Source organism: Leeuwenhoekiella sp. CH_XMU1409-2 (assembly GCF_037029365.1).
Classification (GTDB): Bacteria; Bacteroidota; Bacteroidia; order Flavobacteriales; family Flavobacteriaceae; genus Leeuwenhoekiella; species Leeuwenhoekiella blandensis.
In genome coordinates, this window is sequence record NZ_JAYMEI010000007.1 from 201,147 (window position 1) to 219,558 (window position 18,412).

Genomic DNA, 18,412 nt, shown 5'->3' on the forward strand with positions numbered 1-18,412 from the left:
ACAGGCAATGAGCACAGATAAAAATACCGAAGCATTTTATAAAAAACTCAAGGGCAGATTAATAGAAACCACATTGTGGCCTTCACAGTATTTATACAAATTTATTGTTCCTTCAGACAATCAAAAAATTGCAGAGATAGAAAATATCTTTGACAATATGGGAGCGGTGATCAATACTAAAGCGTCAAGCAAAGGCACATACACCAGCGTTTCTATTCACGTAAAGATGAAAAATCCTGACGCGGTTATTGCCAAATACAAAGAAGTAGCCAAGGTAGAAGGGGTTATTTCATTATAATCGCATTAAAACAGCGTATAAATCGTATTAAATTAAATTTGGGCTGTGGGCTTTTCTACATTTTTTAGTACTTTGCCTTATCGTTTCTTTTAAGAGACAACTTCACTTAAATTTTTACAGTTGATAGATCAATTAGAATATAACACAGAGCGTGAAAAGCTCATAATACCAGAATATGGACGCCATTTGCAAAAAATGGTGAATCAGGCAGTTGAAGAAGAGGATGAGAAAAAACGCAATATCATTGCGCGCAGTATTATTGCGGTGATGGGTAATTTGCAACCACATTTGCGTGATGTGCCCGACTTTCAACATAAACTTTGGGATCAACTGTTTATCATGAGTGATTTTAAACTGGATGTTGTTTCGCCATATGATAAGCCTTCTAAAGAAAAATTAGAAGAACATCCTGATCCTTTAGACTACCCACAAAATCATCCTAAATATCGTTTCTACGGAAACAATATCAAGCGTATGATCGATGTTGCGGTTAAATGGGAGAAAGGTCAGAAGCGTGAAGCACTTGAGTTTACTATCGCTAATCACATGAAAAAATGCTTCCTAAACTGGAATAAAGATACCGTTGATGACGAAGTGATCTTTAAGCATTTGTTTGAATTGAGTGATGGGCAGATCAATCTTGCCAAAAAAGATGAAGATCTAAAAGAAGCGCAAAAACTTATGCGCTCAAAAAAATCAGGTAAATCTAACTACCGAAAAAAATCTGGACGCGGTAAAAAGCGTTACTAATTTTTAGCAACACATTTAATGGGAACATTTCAGATAGAAGGAGGGCATCAGCTTAAAGGGTCCATCCAACCTCAGGGTGCAAAAAATGAAGCACTTCAAATTCTTTGTGCCGTTTTATTAACGCCAGAAAAAGTGGTGATTGACAACATACCCGATATCGTTGATGTCAATAAGTTGATCAATATCTTGAGCAATCTGGGCGTTAAAATCCAAAAGCTGGGTAAAGGAAAATATTCTTTTAAAAGTGATGCACTGCAATTAGAATATCTGGAAAGTGAACAATTTAAGAAAGAAGGTGGCGGTCTGCGAGGTTCTATTATGATCGTAGGTCCTTTATTAGCACGTTTTGGCAAAGGATATATTCCACGTCCGGGAGGTGATAAAATTGGCCGTAGACGTCTGGATACGCATTTTGAGGGAATGATCAAACTGGGCGCAAAGTTCAGATATAATAAAGAAGAGCGTTTTTATGGGGTAGAAGCCCCAGAAGGTTTAAAAGGAACTTTTATGTTGCTTGATGAAGCTTCGGTAACCGGTACTGCAAACATTGTGATGGCTGCGGTTATGGCTGAAGGCGAAACCACGATCTACAACGCAGCTTGCGAACCGTACTTGCAGCAGCTTTGTAAAATGCTCAACAAAATGGGTGCAAAGATCTCAGGAATTGGATCTAATATGCTCAAAATTGAAGGTGTAAAAGCCTTGAATGGATGCGAGCACAGCGTACTTCCTGATATGATCGAGATCGGTTCTTGGATCGGTTTGGCAGCAATGACCAAAAGTGAAATTACCATTAAGAATGTAAGTTGGGAAGATTTAGGTCTTATTCCGGCTACGTTTAGAAAATTAGGAATCACGGTCGAAAAACGCGGGGATGATATTTTTATCCCGGCACATACTGAAGGATACGAAATTGAAACTTTTATCGACGGATCTTTTATGACCATCAGTGATGCGCCTTGGCCTGGATTTACACCTGATCTTTTGAGTATCGTGCTCGTAGTTGCTACACAAGCAAAGGGAGAAGTGTTGATTCACCAAAAAATGTTTGAAAGCCGTCTCTTCTTCGTTGATAAATTGATCGATATGGGGGCTAAAATCATTCTTTGTGATCCACACCGTGCTACCGTAATTGGTCATAATTTTAAATCAACACTCAAGGCCACAACGATGACTTCGCCAGATATTAGAGCGGGAATTTCCTTATTGATCGCAGCATTGAGCGCCAAAGGAACTTCAACCATTCATAACATTGAGCAAATTGATCGCGGTTATGAGAATATCGATGAGCGTCTTAGAGCTATTGGTGCCAAAATTATTCGTACAGCTTAAACAAGTTTTACCGAATTTACTTCGGCGTGAGCATCGATTAACGCATAGATCAAGCGTGAAGCAAGTCTTGCTGTTGCATTGTCCAGATCGTATTCAGGGTTAAGCTCAACTACGTCTACGCTTACCAACTTTTGAGACTGAACCAAATACTTTATGGTTTTTAGCGCGACGTCTGGTGCAAATCCCAGCGGGGAAGGAGCGCTCACTCCTGGAGCATATGCTGAACTGAATCCGTCTAAATCTATGCTGAGATAGATCAGCTCTACTTCTTCAATGAATTGATCCAATTCCTTTTGAATGTGATACCAGTTTTGAAGATTAAATGCAGAATTTAATAAATAGCGAACTCCATAATCTGAAGCCGTTTGGAATAATTGCCGACTATTGCTTTCTTTTTGAATACCGAAGCAGTAGTAGGTGAAATTTTCTTTTTCTTCCTGAGCGATTTGCCAAAACGGTGTTCCCGAGGTTGCCTCCGTCGATCCATCACGTAAATCAAAATGCGCATCCAGATTTACGATTCCTATTTTTTTCTTCGGAAAGGCTTTACGAATACCTTTAAAATGCGCGTAGGCCAGATCGTGTCCGCCGCCCATAATTATTGGGAAGTGACCGTTTTTTAATAAATCAGATGCAGCTTGTGCTGTGTCATTTTGATGCGATTCAAGATTTTGATCGGTACAAATTAGATCACCAAAATCACAAAGATTTAAAGGAGTTTCGTGCCAATGATTAGAAAGCGAACTCAACGTTTTTCTAATTGCATTTGGTCCTTCAATTGCTCCTGGACGGCCAAGATTACGCGACACGCCTTCATCACAAGCGTAGCCCAAAAGTGCAACTGAAGCATTTTGTGCTCTTTCAATTTGGGTAAGATCCTTCAGTTGAATCAACTCATGCAGGTACAACGCATCTTCAGAGATTCTTCCTTGCCAAAATTTAGCTTCTGCTTGCTTATAGTTTTTCATCAATTTAAGGTATTTAGCAGTTCATCATCGACCAAATAAGGAAGCGTGACTTTTAAATTCGGAGTACGTTTCATCTCACGTTCTATTGCAAATCGCGCTTCGGGATTGCGTGCCCAATTGCGTCGTGCGATACCATTATTCACATCAAAAAACAGCATATTCTTGATCTGAGCATTTGCATTTTCAGAACCATCAAGCAGCATTCCGAAGCCTCCATTGATCACTTCGCCCCAGCCAACACCACCGCCATTGTGAATCGAAACCCAAGTAGCACCTCTAAAGCTATCACCAATCACGTTGTGAATCGCCATATCTGCGGTAAAGCGGCTGCCATCATAAATATTGCTGGTTTCGCGATAGGGCGAATCGGTACCACTCACATCGTGATGATCCCGACCTAAAACTACCGGAGCACAGAGTTTCCCTTGTTTAATTGCTTCATTGAATGCCAAAGCAATTTTTTGACGTCCTTCGGCATCTGCGTAAAGAATTCGCGCTTGTGAACCTACAACCAGACGGTTGCTTTCGGCTTCTTCAATCCAGGTAATATTATCTTGCATTTGCTGCTGAATCTCCTCAGGAGCTTCAGCCTTTATTTCTTTTAGTACCGAAGCTGCGATCGCATCGGTCAGGCGTAAATCTTCAGATTTTCCTGACGTACAGACCCATCTAAAAGGCCCAAAACCATAATCAAAACACATAGGTCCCAGAATATCTTGGACATACGAAGGATACTTGAATCCGTTTTGATCTTCAGCAAGTACATCAGCACCGGCACGTGAGGCTTCGAGTAAAAAAGCATTTCCGTAGTCAAAAAAGTAGGTTCCTTTTGCTGTATGCGTATTGATCGCAGCGGCGTGTCTTCGCAGAGATTCCTGTACTTTTTCTTTGAACTGTTCGGGACTATCGCGCATCATTTTATTGGCTTCTTCAAAGGAAAGACCCACCGGGTAGTAACCACCCGCCCAAGGATTATGCAACGAAGTTTGATCTGACCCCAAATGAATCTTGATATTTTCTGAAGCAAAACGCTCCCAGACTTCAACCACATTACCAATGTATGCTAGCGAAACTACTTCGTTATTTTGCTGAGCATCGCGCGTTCGTTTGATCAATGCTTCAATATCTTCAAACAGTTCATCTACCCAACCCTGATCTTTACGTTTGTGAGCAGCATTTGGGTTTACTTCAGCGCAGATAGTGATGCATCCGGCAATGTTACCGGCTTTAGGCTGTGCGCCGCTCATCCCGCCAAGTCCAGCGGTTAGAAAGATTTTCCCTGCCGGAGTTTCGCTTTGCGGAAGTAATTTTCTAAAGGCATTCATTACCGTGATCGTCGTGCCGTGCACAATACCTTGCGGACCGATATACATAAACGAGCCTGCGGTCATCTGGCCATATTGTGTTACGCCTAACGCATTGTAGCGTTCCCAATCATCAGCCTTTGAATAGTTAGGGATCATCATCCCGTTTGTAACTACAACGCGAGGAGCATCTGCACTTGAAGGAAACAGCCCCATCGGATGCCCGGAGTACATGTGTAAGGTTTGGTCTTCAGTCATTTGAGCCAGATATTGCATTGTCAATAAGTATTGCGCCCAATTCTGAAATACTGCTCCGTTGCCACCGTAGGTGATAAGTTCGTCAGGATGTTGTGCCACCTGTGGATCCAGATTGTTTTGAATCATCAACATAAGTCCGGCAGCCTGCGAGCACTGCGCAGGATATTCATCGATTGGGCGTGCATACATGGCATATTCCGGTTTAAAGCGGTACATATAAATGCGACCAAATTGCTGCAGCTCTTCATAAAACTCGGCAGCGAGTTCTTGATGCCAAGCTTTGGGAAAATAGCGCAGCGCATTGCGTACGGCGAGTTTTTTTTCTTCAGAAGAAAGAAGGTCTTTGCGCTTAGGCGCGTGATTTGCTTTAGGATCTAGTACTCTTTTTGGAGGAAGATCACTAGGAATTCCGGCTAAAATGGCTTCTTTAAATGTCATACTACGAGGCTTTAAAAACTAATTTTCCATTTTTGAAAACACGTGCCGGCTGCAATTGTCCTTGATGATAAAGTACATCCTGGTAAGAAGCCGTTTTAAAAAGAATCAAATCGGCAGCATTACCTGCTTTGATTGAAGCATCCTGCTCGAGGTTCAAGGCTTTTGCTGCTCTTACAGTAATTCCTGCAAGAACTTCAGCATTGCTCAATTTTTGAAAAGTTCCTAAAATCGCTGCTTGGGTAAGAAGATCTCCCATAGGAGCAGATCCCGGATTCCAGTCACTGGCGATGGCGAGCGTTCCATTGTGATCCAATAGTTCACGCGCCGGTGTAAATGCGCAACCCAGACCGATGCTCGCTCCAGGTAGGGCGGTAGCCACCGTATTTGATTTGGCAAGTATTTGTATTTCTGCAGCGGTACTTGCTTCTAAATGGTCGGCACTTACTGCTTGATATTCGAGGGCAACAGCGCTTCCACCTGTGGTAAATTGATCTGCGTGCACGGTAATATCAAAGCCCAATTCTTGAGCCTTGTCAAAATAAGGTTTTATCGTTTTTGCGGTAAACGAACCTTTTTCAATAAAAGCATCTACGCGATTGGCGAGTTTTTCTTCTTTAACGACAGGAAGTAATTCTTCAGTTATTAATTGAATATAGCCTTCCGGATTTCCTTTATATTCTCGGGGTATGGTATGTGCTGCGAGACAGGTAGCTATTAAAGTTGCTTCAGTTTTTGTGTTGGCAGTTTTTATAGCGTGCAGCATTTTTAATTCTTCGTCAATGCTCAGACCATAACCGCTTTTCACTTCAATGGTTGTAATCCCCTTTTGTAAAAGCAAGTTGGCCCGTTTTACAATATCTTCAACAAGTTGCTCTTGGGTGGCTTTACGTGTTTCGGTTACCGTATCCCATATTCCACCGCCGGCTTCAGCAATTTCTAAATAGGTTTTTCCGGCATTACGCATGGCATAATCTCGTGCTCTTGAACCACCAAAACAAATATGCGTATGGCTGTCGATAAAACCAGGAAGTGCACAAAAATCTTCTTCTAAAATTTCAAGATGCGCATTCAAATTTTGAGCTTTTTCATACAGTTTTTCATGTACATCGATCTGCTCAATAGTTCCATCCTTTATGAGTATTCCGTAGTTTTTTAAAGGATGAAGTTGGTCATCACTTAAAGCTCCGCGAACGGGCAATTCTGCTAGCGTGATCAACTCTTTTATAGGTCCTATATAGGTATACATATATGTTTTTTAAAGGGTTTGGAATTCATCTTCGTACACAGTCGTTTGTTCAAGACTGTTGTTTGCGATACAAGCAGTATAAACTTCTTGTAGTTTTTGATCCTGAATGATTTTATGCGCAATGTTAATATCCTCTGCAAAAATGCGATCGGCCTCAGCAAAAGGTATTTCCTCACGTATCATCGTGTGCACATTTTCAAGAAAAGCACTGGATTTCAAGATGTCTCTAAAGTCGAAGGCCTGTGCAGCAGTGAGCATTTCTATAGCGAGAATATGCTCTACATTCTTGAGTACTTGTAAGGCTTTACGACCACTGATAGACCCCATACTCACGTGATCTTCCTGCCCCATAGAAGTAGGAATACTGTCTGCACTTGCAGGATGACACAAGCTTTTATTTTCGCTGGCGAGCGCAGCCGTGGTATACTGCAAGATCATATAGCCGCTATTGATTCCGGTTTCTTTAAGCAGGAGTTTGGGCACTCCGGCATATTTTCCTTCTAAGGCCAGATAGATGCGACGGTCTGAAATATTGCCTAGTTCACTAGCCGCCACCGTGGCATAATCAAGCGCCATTGCCAGCGGTTGCCCGTGAAAATTACCACCACTAATGGTAAGGTTTTCGTCTATTAGAATAGGATTATCTGTGACCGAATTCAGTTCGATCTCTAATAATTCTTTAAGGTGTAACCACGCATTGCGCGAAGCACCGTGCACTTGTGGCATACAGCGTAAGGAATACGGATCTTGAACACGATCACAATCTTTATGGGAGTCTAAAATGGTAGAACCTTCTACAAAAGATTTGATTCGGGCTGCAACGTGTTGGTTTCCTTTAAAAGGGCGCAATTGATGCAATTCGCTATAAAAGGGTTTCACCGATCCTTGCAGTGCTTCAAGCATGAGCGCGCCAATAATATCTGCCTGATCGAGACAGCTTTTGAGTTTTTCGACTGTTTTGACGGCGTGTGCTGCAATAAATTGCGTACCATTAATAAGCGCCAGGCCTTCTTTGGGACGAAGTGTGATCGGTTCTATATTAATGGCTTTGAGCACTTCAATAGTAGGTTTACGCTCGCCTTGGTAAACTACTTCTCCTAAACCTAGAAGCGGTAAAAATAAGTGAGAAAGCGGCGCCAAATCACCACTTGCGCCAACTGACCCTTGCTCAGGAACAATGGGAGCGATCCTGTGATCTATAAACCATAAAATACGCTCTAGGGTATTTGTTGAGATACCAGAATATCCTTGCGCCAGCGCATGTGCTTTAAGAACCAGCATCAACAATGAAAGTTCTGAATCAATAGGATTACCAACTCCCACGCTATGACTTTTTATGATGTTTTCTTGTAGAGCGAGTGTTTCTTCCTTAGAGATTCGAGTAGTGCATAACGGTCCAAAACCGGTATTTATGCCGTAAACAGGTTCGCTCTTTTCAACAATATCGTCAACCAGTTTACTACTAGCCTTAATGTTTTCGAGTGTTTTTGGAGAGAGTTTTCCTTTTTTATTACCTCTGGCGAGGGCTAGAGCAATGCCTGCAGTTAGGTGATCTTCTCCAAAATGAAATATAGATTGAGATGCTGTCATAGCCGTATTTAAATTTTGTTGCTGACAAGTTAACGGCTATATTTAATAATCGGAAATACCAATTTTATCATTAATTAATAACTATGAGTTATCAGTTTGAATTGAGACATCTTACGTATTTTTTGGCGGTGGCTGAAGAATTACACTTTAGAAAGGCTGCAGAACGTCTATTTATTTCACAACCCGGCTTAAGCAGACAAATAAAGCAAATGGAAGAAATGCTCGGGGTTACGTTGTTTGTTCGTGATAAGCGTAATGTGAAGCTTACACCGGCAGGGATGTATTTAAAGAAAGAGGTCGCGTATATCTTTAATCATCTTGATTTTACGCTGAAGCAAACCAAATTGGTTGATGAAGGGATTTCCGGAGAAGTGCGTATTGGTTTTTTGGGCTCTGCAATGCAGTCTGTTTTACCCGATTTGCTGATCAAGGCTGATGAGGTTTTGCCTAAGATTCAGTTTAGTTTAGAAGAATTGTCAAATAGTGCCCAGGTAGAAGCTTTAGAAAAAGATCAGTTAGATCTGGGGTTTGTACGTCTAGCGCGAGTGCCTGAAACGCTTCAGTTAAAACCGGTTTTTACAGATCGTTTCTCGTTAGTAATTCCAAGTGGGCATAAATTGAATGAAGATTCTTTTACGAGTATCGCGCAAGTTTCCGAAGAGCATTTTATCCTGTTCTCTTCAGATTATAGTTCGCTGTATTACGATCAGATTATGAGTATTTGTGAAGATAAAGGATTTACACCAAAAGTGAGTTATAAATCGGTTCACGCACTCACCATATTTAAATTGGTAGAAAGCGGGTTAGGCGTTGCGATCGTACCTTCTTCTTTACAGTTGGGCTTTGATATGCGTGTGAAATTTTTAGAAATTCCAAACATACCCCAAGAAGCCACGCTTTATGCCTGCTGGAAAAAAGACAACCGCAACCCTGCTTTACAACCTATTCTTAACTCACTCAATGAGCTTTGATTATTTGCTGCCGATTACAAAAGTAAGCCGGCTACATCTTGCCATGTGTCGGCGCGGTCAAAACCTTTAGTATGTACATTATGCGGAGAAGTAAATTGAATACCGCGGCCATCAAACGCATCTAAATTGTAGGAGCGATCGTCGATTAAAATGTCTCCGCGCAAGACGTGCTTGTGTCCGCATAAAATACGGTTTTGCCAAGGGATAAACGGGAAATGCTTATCTAACCAATCTGCTTTTTCTTCAAGGCTGGTTTTAAACTGCATTGCTGCAGAGGCGATATACAAATCATATTTGTCGTGAAGTTCGCGCATCACTTCCTGGCTGTCTTTCAGCACTTTTAAATCAATAAAAAAGCCGCGCTCATTGGCGTGATTTCTTACATAATCTTGATGCGGCTCAGGAACCATTTGCCACACTTCGTGACCCAGGCAGTCTTCTTTTTTAAGGTTTGCGTTGTACTTGTGGTTATAGAGGTCAATGTGCGCCTGGTATGTATCGGCGATCACCTCGTCCATATCTACGAATAATGTCATTGTGTAAGGGTTTTGATAAACAGCCAAAATACGGCTTAGGGTTTAAAACTATTTTAAATTCAACTTAAAAAAACGACACTAAACTTTAACGCAAAGGTTATAAATAGCTATTTTTAAAAAGACAGCTTTTTTATGTGGAAATTTTACAGAGACCTTACGCGTTTTGCAGTCTTATTTGCCCTTGTTTGTATTCCACTGGGGAGTCTTTTGAGTGCAGTCATTCTTTTTGGAGTGCTGGGAACTCCCATTGGATTATTGATGTTTAACTATTTTCAGAAGGATGAATTTTACGGGTATTACAATCTGGGATATACAAAATTGAGATTGATAGGCACCACGTGGTTAATCAATCTCGCCGTCACCCCAATACTTTTGCTCATCGCATTTTTAATTTTAAAATTGATTAGTCTTGGCGCTCTTACAAGTTAAACAGATCGAAAAAAGTTTTGGAAAGAAAAGGTTGCTCAAAGCGGTTGATTTTGAACTGAAAACGGGAGAGATCTTAGGCGTTTTCGGAAGAAATGGAAGTGGTAAAAGCACCTTGCTCAAAATTCTATTCGGTACGCAAACAGCCAAAACCGGAAGCATCAAGATCAACGAATCAAAATACGCTGTGCGAAAGCATTTTTGGAACAGAAATCCTGTTGTAGCCGATGAAGTCATTGGGTATCTGCCGCAATTCAGTTTTTTGTCACAGTCTTCAAAGGTTTGGGATTTGATTCCTAAGTATTTTGAGGGTGAAGAACAGGATTTAATCTTCAGAGCACCGCGTATGACTAAGATCGCAAAGCGGAAAGTAAACGAACTTTCTCTGGGCGAGCGTCGCTATCTTGAAGTGTTGATAGTAGGTAACTTGAAGCATCCGTTTCTTTTGCTCGACGAGCCTTTCTCTATGGTAGAACTACTGTTTAAAGAATTGATTCACGAGTTTTTGAGTTCGTTAAAAGCTAAAAAGGGAATTTTATTGACCGATCATTATTATCACGATGTCTGGCAACTTGCCGATCGCAATCTTGTGTTGAAAGAGGGCAATTTACAGGAAGTTAATACGCTTGAAGATCTGGTTCAAGCCGGGTATTTGAGAAGTAAATAACAAAATTAAGGGTATGAAAGATAACTTTTCAAACCACGCAGCAGATTACGCTAAGTTTCGCCCGACGTATCCTCAAGAGGTTTTTGACTTCTTGTATGATTTGATTGAAGAAAAAAACGATGCTTGGGACGTGGCTACAGGCAACGGACAAGTAGCAGTAGAACTGACAAAACATTTTAAACAGGTTTTAGCAACCGATTTAAGCGCGCAACAGCTCGAAGAAGCACCAAAAAATGATAACATTACCTATCGCGTTCAAACCGCGGAAGCTTCATTTGAAAACGCAACAAAATTCGATTTGATAACGGTAGCACAAGCAATGCATTGGTTTGATTTTGAAGCCTTTTATAAAAATGTTCAGGATCATCTAAAACCCGACGGCATTTTTGCTATGATAGGCTATTCGGTATTTGAAACCTCAGGAAAATTGAACGAAGTGATTCAGCATTTTTACAAAAACATTACCGACCCTTATTGGGATCCTGAACGCAAGTATCTGGACGCGCATTATAAAACGATTCCTTTTCCATTTAAAGAAATTCAAACTCCCAAACTTGAAATGGACGTGATATGGACTAAAAACCAGTTCTTGAGTTACCTTAATACATGGTCTGCAGTTAAACACTATGAAAAGGCAAACGGTCAAAATCCGCTTGAACTAATTCAAGATGCTGTGGACAGATCTTGGGGAAATGCAGTAACACGCAAGTTTAGTTTTCCGTTACTCTTAAGGGTAGGAAAAAAGAATATCTAATTCTTGTTTCTCTTGTTCTTCTTTTTCTTTTGTTGTCCGGGAGCAAATGCTTTTGCATTTTTAGCTCCGTAGGCTTTTTTGACTTGACCGGGAGCATTAGTATTGGCGTTTCTCGAAGTGCGATAGCTAGAGCAAGAAGCTGAAAATAATAGCATTCCGCCTAGTGCAAATAATAAAACAAGCTTTTTCATAGTATTCTCTTTTTTTGTAAAGATAAAAGTGCAAAAGCTTAGTTTTTTGTGATTTAAGTATTGCTTAGTAAAGGTTTATAACTTTTTAGCATTAAGAGACTGCTGCTTTATAAGTTTTAAGACAGCGTTCTCGAGCCTCTTTATGATCTACCATCTTTTCCGGATAGTCATCGGTGTCAAATTCCGGAACAAATTCTTTAATGTATTTTTTATCCTTATCAAACTTATCAACCTGAGTCATTGGGTTAAAAATTCTAAAATAAGGAGCCGCATCTACACCGCTTCCGGCTGCCCATTGCCAGTTGCCTACGTTGCTGGATTGCTCATAATCCAAGAGCTTTTCGGCAAAATAAGCTTCGCCCCAGCGCCAGTCGATCAATAAGTGTTTACATAAAAAGCTTGCAACCAACATGCGTACGCGATTGTGCATATAACCCGTTTTATTAAGTTGACGCATTCCTGCATCCACTAGCAAATAACCGGTTTCTCCTTTTTTCCATTTTTCAAACTCCTCTTTATTGTTGCGCCATTCGATTCGGTCGTATTTTGATCTAAACGCATTATTTACCGTTTCAGGATAGTGATACAGAATCTGCATAAAAAACTCACGCCAAATGAGTTCGCTCCAAAAAACAGTGTTTTTTTCAGCAATGGCTTTTTTAACCATTTTTCGCACGCTTACTGTACCAAATCGTAAATGCGGACCTAAATGTGATGTGCCGTCCTGTGCGGGAAAGTTGCGTGTATCCTCATAGTTTTGAATGAGCGTTGGAGTAACCTCATAATCTGGAATTTCTATTGAAGATTTTTTGAATCCCATATCACTAAGGGAAATATTAGGTAGTCGGCTATGCTCAATAAGATTTTCTAAATACTGACTGGTGTAATGAATTTTCAGATGTTTATCAGCATCAAAAACTTCTTGCCACTTGTTTTTATAAGGCGTGTAAACCACATAAGGATCGCCGTCGCCTTTTACCACTTCATCTTTCTCAAAAATGACTTGATCTTTAAACGTTTCAAAAGATACTTCTTGATCTTCTAAAAGTTTTTTAATTTTTTTGTCACGCTCAAGCGCATAGGGTTCATAATCGTGATTGGTAAAAACGGTATCCACTTTATAATCCTCAAGAAGTTGTTTCCAGATGGTTTCAGACTTGCCGTGATATAAAGCAATCGAGCTCCCGTGTTTTTCCTGTAATTCATCGCGCATTTTTTGCAAAGTCTCAAAGATGAAAGTTACACGCGCATCATCTTCTGGCAACTCATTTAGAATTTCCTTATCAAAGATAAAAATAGGCAGTACAGGATGTTCTCCTTTTAAGGCTTCAAGAAAACCTACGTTGTCGTCCAGACGTAAATCTCTACGAAACCAAAAAATGTTAACAGTGCTCATAAATAAAAAAGGTTGGTTAGATTGAATCGCTGATCGGGTTTAGGAACGCGATTAGTTTACGTTTAAGGTAGACATTCCACCGTCAATACCCAAAATTTGTCCGGTTACCCAGCTGCTGTCTTCGCTGAGTAAAAATGCGGCAATTTTTGAAATATCCTGTGGAGTTCCCACACGCTTTAAGGGATGACGTGCATCCATCTTTTCTTTTTTCTTATCATTTCCTAAGAGGCGAGAGGCTAGTGGCGTATCAGTGAGACTTGGTGCTATAACATTCACTCTAAACTGTGGTGCATATTCTGCAGCCAGCGCTTTTGCAAAACCTTCAATAGCTCCTTTAGCTGCCGCAACACTCGTGTGGAAGGGCATTCCCATCTTAACGGCAACCGTGCTGAAAAAGACAAGACTTGCTTGATCTGCCTTTTTGAGTCGGTCTTCAACGGCCTTCAACGATTTGATGAGTCCCATAAAATTAAGCTGAAGATCTTCATTAAAGGTTTCTTCAGAAAGCATTTTGAACGGCTTGAGATTGATAGAACCGGGACAATACACAAAGCCATCCAACACTTCAGGAAGCTCTTCAGTATTTAAAATATCTGCGGTCACATCATATTCAATATGTGTAATTTCTTCGGGAAGTTCTTCTTTTGTCCTTGATGCAACATAAATCTCATAGTCACCGCTTAGGTTATCGATAAGACTTTTTCCGATTCCGTGAGAACCTCCAATAAGTAGTATATTCTTTTTCATAGCAATTTTTTAGTTGAGGATATCTTCGCGAGATACGCCTTGCAATTCTTTTTCGGGTTTGGTGTAGGTGCCGAATAACTCGGTTAATTTTTTCTCCCGATATTCGAAAATCTCTTGAAGTTTTGGTTTTACGAGAAAGGGATGCACCATTTGACCTATAATACCTGCCGGAACTTTATAATCCACAATATCTTCCATTTCAACTCCGCCCGGAATCTCTTTAAGAAAATGTTTGTGATGCCATAGTGAATAAGGCCCATAGCGCTGCTCATCAACAAAATATTCAAGATGTTTTACGTGTGTGATTTCGGTAACCCATTTGGTGTTGATTCCGGCAACAGGCGTCACATTGTACTGAATGATTTGCCCGGGAAACATTGGTCTATCTGCTCCTGAGAGAATCTCAAAGCCCATATAGTCGGGAGTGATGACTTTTAAATTTTTGGGATCAGAGAGAAAACTCCACGCTTTTTCAATAGAAATGGGGAGGTTTTGTTTGGTATACAGCGTATAAATTTTCATAATCAAAAAGATGAGGTTCAAGGTTGAAACCAATTTGAAGTAAATATACCGGCTATATTGTTTAACAAAAAATGATTTAAGTTAAACAAAAATTAAAGTTGAACAGGTTAACTATGCAAACAGCTTTAATTTTTCAGTTAAAAAAAGAATGATACTGAAGCGAAAAACCGACTTAAATCGTAATTTGGTAGACCAGTTTATAACGTTGTAATTCAAGAGCTTTTTTGCTTAAATTACCTCGTAGATAACTGTAATTAAACACACTAATAATTAAATGATTTTCAGATGAAAAAAATAATCCTTTCTTGTTTTCTGGCTTTGGGAGCTTTAGCCCAGGCACAAATTCAAACTCCAGCTGCCAGTCCGCACGCAACGTTGACCCAAACGGTAGGTTTAACTGAAGTAAGCGTAGATTATTCTAGACCCAATATGCGCGGTCGGGAGATCTTTGGTGAGCTTATTCCTTATGGTAGATTGTGGAGAACCGGAGCAAACGCAACAACAAAATTTACTGTAAATAAAGGTGTGAGCATTTCTGGTAAAGATTTACCGGCGGGAACGTATAGTATTTATACGATTCCGGGTGAAGATACTTGGGAAGTGATTTTTTATACAGATCATTCCAACCCGCTAATTCCTGAACTTGATGAGAGTAAAGTAGCTTTACGCACCATGGTTGAACCCGTTGAGATGCCAATGCAGATGGAGACTTTTACCATTGTGATTGATGAGGTTATGGCAGACAGTGCTGTGTTAAACTTCTTATGGGCAGATACGGTAGTACCGGTAAAATTTATGGTAAATACAGATGCTGAAGTAATGGCAAACATCAAACAAACACTTGATGGCCCGAGTGCCGGAGATTATTACAACGCTGCTGTATATTACTTGAACAGTGGGAAAGATATTCAACAAGCTAAATCGTGGATGGACGAAGCCATGGTCAAGACCGAAACTCCACGTTTCTGGCAGTTGCGTCAGCAGTCTTTAATATTGGCAAAAGCAGGCGATAAAAAAGGCGCTATTGAAGCTGCAAAAGCTTCATTGGCTGGAGCTAAAGAAGCAGGAAATGCTGATTATATAAAAATGAATACCGATTCTCTTAAAGAATGGGGAGCGCTATAATCGCGAATAACATCACAAAAAAAGCCGGGAATTCCCGGCTTTTTTATTGGTACCGCCAAATGGTTTTATACTCCGAGGCTTGCCTCGAAATTGAAAATTAGTTTCTTAGAATTGCCTCATGGGCTTGCCCTGAGTTAGTTTACTTGCGCCGTCAAAGGATTGAAAAACCCTAAACTTTGCCAGAATCTTATTTACACCTCGTAGTGTAAATCAATGCGTGTTCTTACTTCATCTAACATACTAATGAGTTGCCTGCTAAACTCAAAACTCATCAACGGACTTTCTTTTTGATTTTCACGTAGGAGATTGGCAAAATGTTCTATTTCAAAATAATAGCCTTTACCTGTGTAGGCAAAGTCATGCTCAATCTTGTTACCTTCTAAAATACTTGTGATTTTATCTGTTTGATGAAAGCGACTGTTTAAAACCAAAATTCCATTATCGCAGACCAACGTGGCTGTTGATGGAGTTTGCTTGACAATGCTTGAATTCAAAAACGCTGTAGTTCCCGAGTTATATTTAAAGGTCATTTCGATCTCTTCGTCAACTCCGGTTTTGCCGATTTTGGCCTTTGCTTCAAATGAATCTGGTTTTCCCAATAGTGCCAATGCACAAAATATAGGATAAATACCAATATCAAGTAAAGAACCACCTCCAAGGGCTTTGTTGAAAAGACGACCTTCAGGATTAAAGTCGGCTTCAAAACAAAAATCTGCGGTTAAGGTTTTTACAGCACCATAGCGTCCACTTGCTAATTCCTCTTTTACAAATTTAAAATGAGGCATAAAGCGCGTCCATAATGCTTCCATCAAAAGCGTGTCGTTTGCCTGAGCGGTTGTGATCATTTCTTCCACTTGGGAACGGTTCATTGCAAACGGTTTTTCGCATAAAACCGCTTTTTTATGTTTCAAGCAAAGCAAGGTGTCTTGATGATGTCTTACGTGAGGCGTGGCGATATATACCGCATCTACGTTAGGATCTTTGGCAAGTTGCTCATAGCTGTTGTAACATTTGGAGGCACTATATGTTGCACCAAAACGATCTGCTTTTTCCTGAGAACGTGAAGCAACTGCATATACCTCAGAACCTTCAACAAGGGCTACATCACTAGCAAAGCTGTGCGCAATTTTTCCTAAGCCTAAAATTCCCCATCTAATTGTTTTCATGCTGTTTCGGTTTTATCAGATCCCATAGTGCTCTGGATAGTTAGACTTATAAGAATCACTAAAGCACATCCTACCACATTAAGCCATAGGTAAGGCAAGCTGATGTATTCAAATTTATCTAAAGCAAATAAGGCGAAGACGATAAGTTGCGTTAGGATCGCTCCTATGAAAACGGCACGGGCTTTTATGGTTTTGATAAAGAAAGCAGACATAAAAATGCCTAGAATGCTTCCATAGAAAAGGGAGCCGATGATGTTGACCAGTTGAATCAAATTATCAAACAGGTTTGCCGTACAGGCAATAAGAATGGCTAAAATTCCCCAACTCAGAGTGAACCATTTAGCTGCATCTACAAAATGCGATTCCTCCCGATCTTCTTTAAGGTTACGTCTGTAAAAATCGACTGTAGTCGTGGTTGCGAGTGCATTGAGTTCTGAGGCAGTAGAAGACATTGCGGCAGATAAGATCACCGCCAGCAAAAGCCCAATGAGTCCGCTGGGTAGGTTATTCAGAATAAAATGAATAAACACATAATCTTTATCGTTGGTCTCTACGTTTTTATCAGCCAAGCCTATGAGCATGCGCCCTTGATCACGTAACTTATTTTCTTCGGCATTGATATTTTTAAGCGCTTCTTTAGCAGTGATTTGAACTCCGGAAGCATCAGCAACTGAAGCTTGCGGATCAAGAGCCACACGGTGACTCAATTCGGTTTTATCAGAACGCAGGTCATTGAGTTTATTTTGAACCTCGTTGTATTCTTTTTCAAAAGGGGTACCGTGCACTGCAGAAGCCGCGGCAGGATTAAAATTAAGCGGCGTAGGATTGAATTGGTAAAAGACAAAAACCATAACACCTACTAAAAGAATAAAGAACTGCATAGGAACTTTTAGAAGACCGTTGAAGATCATACCCAGCTGCATTTCTCTCAAAGATTTACCGCTCAAATAGCGCTGAACCTGACTTTGATCGGTCCCAAAATAGGAAAGCATGAGAAACGTACCACCTAAAATACCGCTCCATACGGTGTAGCGGTTTTCAAAATCAAAAGAGAAATCGAGTACATCAAGTTTACCACTAGCACCCGCTATTTGAAGCGCATTATCAAAGTTGATATCTTCTGGCAGGTAGCTCACAATAAGGAAAAAAGCGACAAACATTCCCAGAAAGATAATTCCCATTTGTTGCTTTTGAGTTACAGTAACGGCTTTGGTTCCTCCAGAAATGGTGTACACTACAACGAGCAATCCAATGATGATGTTAAGCGTGTTGAGATCCCAACCCAACACAGCCGAAAGAATAATCGAAGGCGCAAAGATGGTGATACCGGCAGCAAGACCGCGAGAAAGTAAAAACAAGCCCGAAGCTAATGAACGTACACGTATGTCGAATCTATTCTCCAGATATTCATAAGCGGTATACACGTTAAGCCGATAATAAATAGGAATAAAAAAGACGCAAATAATGACGATAGCTATGGGCAGACCAAAATAAAACTGAACAAAACCCAAACCATCATTATAAGCTTGACCCGGTGTAGAGAGAAAAGTGATCGCACTGGCTTGTGTCGCCATTACAGAAAGTCCTACAGACCACCATTTTGATTCATTACCACCACGTATGTAATCTTGAACATTTTTTCTACCACGTGTTTTATAAACACCATACAGCACTATAAATGCTAAAGTAACTACCAGTACAATCCAGTCTCTTGTTTGCATATTAAG

At 40.4% G+C, this 18,412-nt stretch carries 19 protein-coding genes; 8 read left to right on the forward strand and 11 right to left on the reverse strand.

Annotated elements, in window-relative coordinates:
- Positions 1-7 precede the first annotated feature (7 nt).
- The 3 genes from WA338_RS09820 to murA all read left to right on the forward strand — a co-directional run bounded on the left by WA338_RS09820 (position 8) and on the right by murA (position 2,380).
- Positions 8-298 carry a DUF493 family protein gene (locus WA338_RS09820; protein ID WP_009779664.1) on the forward strand — a complete coding sequence of 97 codons (291 nt, stop codon included), beginning with the start codon at positions 8-10 and terminating at the stop codon, positions 296-298.
- A 120-nt stretch (positions 299-418) separates the two neighbouring features.
- A complete protein-coding gene (locus WA338_RS09825; RefSeq protein WP_009779665.1) occupies positions 419-1,048 on the forward strand; it encodes a DUF4290 domain-containing protein in 630 nt (209 codons plus the stop codon).
- Between the two features lie 18 nt (positions 1,049-1,066).
- Positions 1,067-2,380, forward strand: a complete 1,314-nt coding sequence (murA, locus tag WA338_RS09830) for a UDP-N-acetylglucosamine 1-carboxyvinyltransferase (protein WP_009779666.1) — start codon at positions 1,067-1,069, stop codon at positions 2,378-2,380.
- Here murA and hutG read toward each other — a convergent pair.
- The 4 genes from hutG to hutH are packed head-to-tail and all read right to left on the reverse strand — an operon-like array spanning position 2,377 to position 8,184.
- The gene (hutG, locus tag WA338_RS09835) at positions 2,377-3,348 is read right to left on the reverse strand and encodes a formimidoylglutamase (RefSeq protein WP_336093230.1); all 972 of its coding nucleotides are present in this window, start codon (positions 3,346-3,348) and stop codon (positions 2,377-2,379) included. The genes murA and hutG overlap by 4 nt on opposite strands.
- Entirely contained in the window at positions 3,348-5,348 is a 2,001-nt protein-coding gene (locus WA338_RS09840; RefSeq protein WP_009779668.1) for a urocanate hydratase, read from the reverse strand. The genes hutG and WA338_RS09840 overlap by 1 nt, the downstream gene beginning before the upstream one ends.
- Position 5,349: 1 nt before the next feature.
- Positions 5,350-6,594 (reverse strand): imidazolonepropionase, encoded by a 1,245-nt coding sequence (gene hutI, locus WA338_RS09845; RefSeq protein ID WP_009779669.1) that lies wholly within the window; start codon positions 6,592-6,594, stop codon positions 5,350-5,352.
- A gap of 9 nt (positions 6,595-6,603) precedes the next feature.
- The gene (gene hutH, locus WA338_RS09850) at positions 6,604-8,184 is read right to left on the reverse strand and encodes a histidine ammonia-lyase (RefSeq protein WP_009779670.1); all 1,581 of its coding nucleotides are present in this window, start codon (positions 8,182-8,184) and stop codon (positions 6,604-6,606) included.
- Positions 8,185-8,267: 83 nt separating this feature from the next.
- Between hutH and WA338_RS09855 the strand changes: the two genes are divergently transcribed.
- Complete coding sequence (locus WA338_RS09855; protein ID WP_272987634.1) at positions 8,268-9,155, forward strand: LysR family transcriptional regulator; 888 nt, start codon at positions 8,268-8,270, stop codon at positions 9,153-9,155.
- A 14-nt stretch (positions 9,156-9,169) separates the two neighbouring features.
- On the opposite strand, the gene WA338_RS09860 is transcribed toward WA338_RS09855, so the two are convergent.
- Complete coding sequence (locus WA338_RS09860) at positions 9,170-9,691, reverse strand: 5' nucleotidase, NT5C type (RefSeq protein ID WP_272987635.1); 522 nt, start codon at positions 9,689-9,691, stop codon at positions 9,170-9,172.
- Positions 9,692-9,823: 132 nt separating this feature from the next.
- On the opposite strand from WA338_RS09860, the gene WA338_RS09865 reads away from it, so the two are divergent.
- From WA338_RS09865 to WA338_RS09875, 3 genes are read left to right on the forward strand one after another with little or no spacing between them, the layout of a single operon-like run.
- Entirely contained in the window at positions 9,824-10,120 is a 297-nt protein-coding gene (locus WA338_RS09865) for a hypothetical protein (RefSeq protein ID WP_009779673.1), read from the forward strand.
- On the forward strand, positions 10,101-10,784 hold the full coding sequence (locus WA338_RS09870) for an ATP-binding cassette domain-containing protein (protein WP_336093232.1): 684 nt from the start codon (positions 10,101-10,103) through the stop codon (positions 10,782-10,784). Before WA338_RS09865 ends, WA338_RS09870 begins: the two co-directional genes overlap by 20 nt.
- Before the next feature lie 13 nt (positions 10,785-10,797).
- The gene (locus WA338_RS09875) at positions 10,798-11,538 is read left to right on the forward strand and encodes a class I SAM-dependent methyltransferase (protein ID WP_272987637.1); all 741 of its coding nucleotides are present in this window, start codon (positions 10,798-10,800) and stop codon (positions 11,536-11,538) included.
- Here WA338_RS09875 and WA338_RS09880 read toward each other — a convergent pair.
- The 4 genes from WA338_RS09880 to WA338_RS09895 all read right to left on the reverse strand — a co-directional run bounded on the left by WA338_RS09880 (position 11,535) and on the right by WA338_RS09895 (position 14,394).
- Positions 11,535-11,729, reverse strand: a complete 195-nt coding sequence (locus WA338_RS09880) for a hypothetical protein (RefSeq protein ID WP_272987639.1) — start codon at positions 11,727-11,729, stop codon at positions 11,535-11,537. The two genes, WA338_RS09875 and WA338_RS09880, sit on opposite strands and share 4 nt — an antisense overlap.
- Before the next feature lie 91 nt (positions 11,730-11,820).
- Positions 11,821-13,125: a cryptochrome/photolyase family protein gene (locus tag WA338_RS09885; protein WP_272987641.1), complete on the reverse strand. Its 1,305-nt coding sequence runs from the start codon at positions 13,123-13,125 to the stop codon at positions 11,821-11,823.
- 51 nt (positions 13,126-13,176) lie between these two features.
- On the reverse strand, positions 13,177-13,872 hold the full coding sequence (locus WA338_RS09890; RefSeq protein WP_009779678.1) for an SDR family NAD(P)-dependent oxidoreductase: 696 nt from the start codon (positions 13,870-13,872) through the stop codon (positions 13,177-13,179).
- A 9-nt stretch (positions 13,873-13,881) separates the two neighbouring features.
- Positions 13,882-14,394 carry an SRPBCC family protein gene (locus WA338_RS09895; RefSeq protein WP_040532628.1) on the reverse strand — a complete coding sequence of 171 codons (513 nt, stop codon included), beginning with the start codon at positions 14,392-14,394 and terminating at the stop codon, positions 13,882-13,884.
- A gap of 285 nt (positions 14,395-14,679) precedes the next feature.
- Between WA338_RS09895 and WA338_RS09900 the strand changes: the two genes are divergently transcribed.
- Positions 14,680-15,519, forward strand: a complete 840-nt coding sequence (locus WA338_RS09900; RefSeq protein WP_009779680.1) for a DUF2911 domain-containing protein — start codon at positions 14,680-14,682, stop codon at positions 15,517-15,519.
- Positions 15,520-15,710: 191 nt separating this feature from the next.
- Here WA338_RS09900 and WA338_RS09905 read toward each other — a convergent pair whose 3' ends face one another.
- Together WA338_RS09905 and WA338_RS09910 are read right to left on the reverse strand one after the other, a co-directional pair.
- Positions 15,711-16,685 (reverse strand): Gfo/Idh/MocA family protein, encoded by a 975-nt coding sequence (locus WA338_RS09905; RefSeq protein ID WP_009779681.1) that lies wholly within the window; start codon positions 16,683-16,685, stop codon positions 15,711-15,713.
- The gene (locus WA338_RS09910; protein ID WP_009779682.1) at positions 16,682-18,406 is read right to left on the reverse strand and encodes a sodium:solute symporter; all 1,725 of its coding nucleotides are present in this window, start codon (positions 18,404-18,406) and stop codon (positions 16,682-16,684) included. Before WA338_RS09910 ends, WA338_RS09905 begins: the two co-directional genes overlap by 4 nt.
- Positions 18,407-18,412: the final 6 nt, after the last annotated feature.

Coding starts and splice junctions, on each gene's coding strand:
- WA338_RS09865 (WP_009779673.1), top strand. CDS start 9,824: ATGTGGAAATTTTACAGAGACCTTACGCGTTTTGCAGTCTTATTTGCC.
- hutG (WP_336093230.1), bottom strand. CDS start 3,348: ATGAAAAACTATAAGCAAGCAGAAGCTAAATTTTGGCAAGGAAGAATC.
- WA338_RS09905 (WP_009779681.1), bottom strand. CDS start 16,685: ATGAAAACAATTAGATGGGGAATTTTAGGCTTAGGAAAAATTGCGCAC.
- WA338_RS09910 (WP_009779682.1), bottom strand. CDS start 18,406: ATGCAAACAAGAGACTGGATTGTACTGGTAGTTACTTTAGCATTTATA.
- WA338_RS09840 (WP_009779668.1), bottom strand. CDS start 5,348: ATGACATTTAAAGAAGCCATTTTAGCCGGAATTCCTAGTGATCTTCCT.
- WA338_RS09885 (WP_272987641.1), bottom strand. CDS start 13,125: ATGAGCACTGTTAACATTTTTTGGTTTCGTAGAGATTTACGTCTGGAC.
- WA338_RS09895 (WP_040532628.1), bottom strand. CDS start 14,394: ATGAAAATTTATACGCTGTATACCAAACAAAACCTCCCCATTTCTATT.
- hutI (WP_009779669.1), bottom strand. CDS start 6,594: ATGTATACCTATATAGGACCTATAAAAGAGTTGATCACGCTAGCAGAA.
- hutH (WP_009779670.1), bottom strand. CDS start 8,184: ATGACAGCATCTCAATCTATATTTCATTTTGGAGAAGATCACCTAACT.
- WA338_RS09880 (WP_272987639.1), bottom strand. CDS start 11,729: ATGAAAAAGCTTGTTTTATTATTTGCACTAGGCGGAATGCTATTATTT.
- WA338_RS09900 (WP_009779680.1), top strand. CDS start 14,680: ATGAAAAAAATAATCCTTTCTTGTTTTCTGGCTTTGGGAGCTTTAGCC.
- WA338_RS09860 (WP_272987635.1), bottom strand. CDS start 9,691: ATGACATTATTCGTAGATATGGACGAGGTGATCGCCGATACATACCAG.
- WA338_RS09890 (WP_009779678.1), bottom strand. CDS start 13,872: ATGAAAAAGAATATACTACTTATTGGAGGTTCTCACGGAATCGGAAAA.
- murA (WP_009779666.1), top strand. CDS start 1,067: ATGGGAACATTTCAGATAGAAGGAGGGCATCAGCTTAAAGGGTCCATC.
- WA338_RS09820 (WP_009779664.1), top strand. CDS start 8: ATGAGCACAGATAAAAATACCGAAGCATTTTATAAAAAACTCAAGGGC.
- WA338_RS09875 (WP_272987637.1), top strand. CDS start 10,798: ATGAAAGATAACTTTTCAAACCACGCAGCAGATTACGCTAAGTTTCGC.
- WA338_RS09855 (WP_272987634.1), top strand. CDS start 8,268: ATGAGTTATCAGTTTGAATTGAGACATCTTACGTATTTTTTGGCGGTG.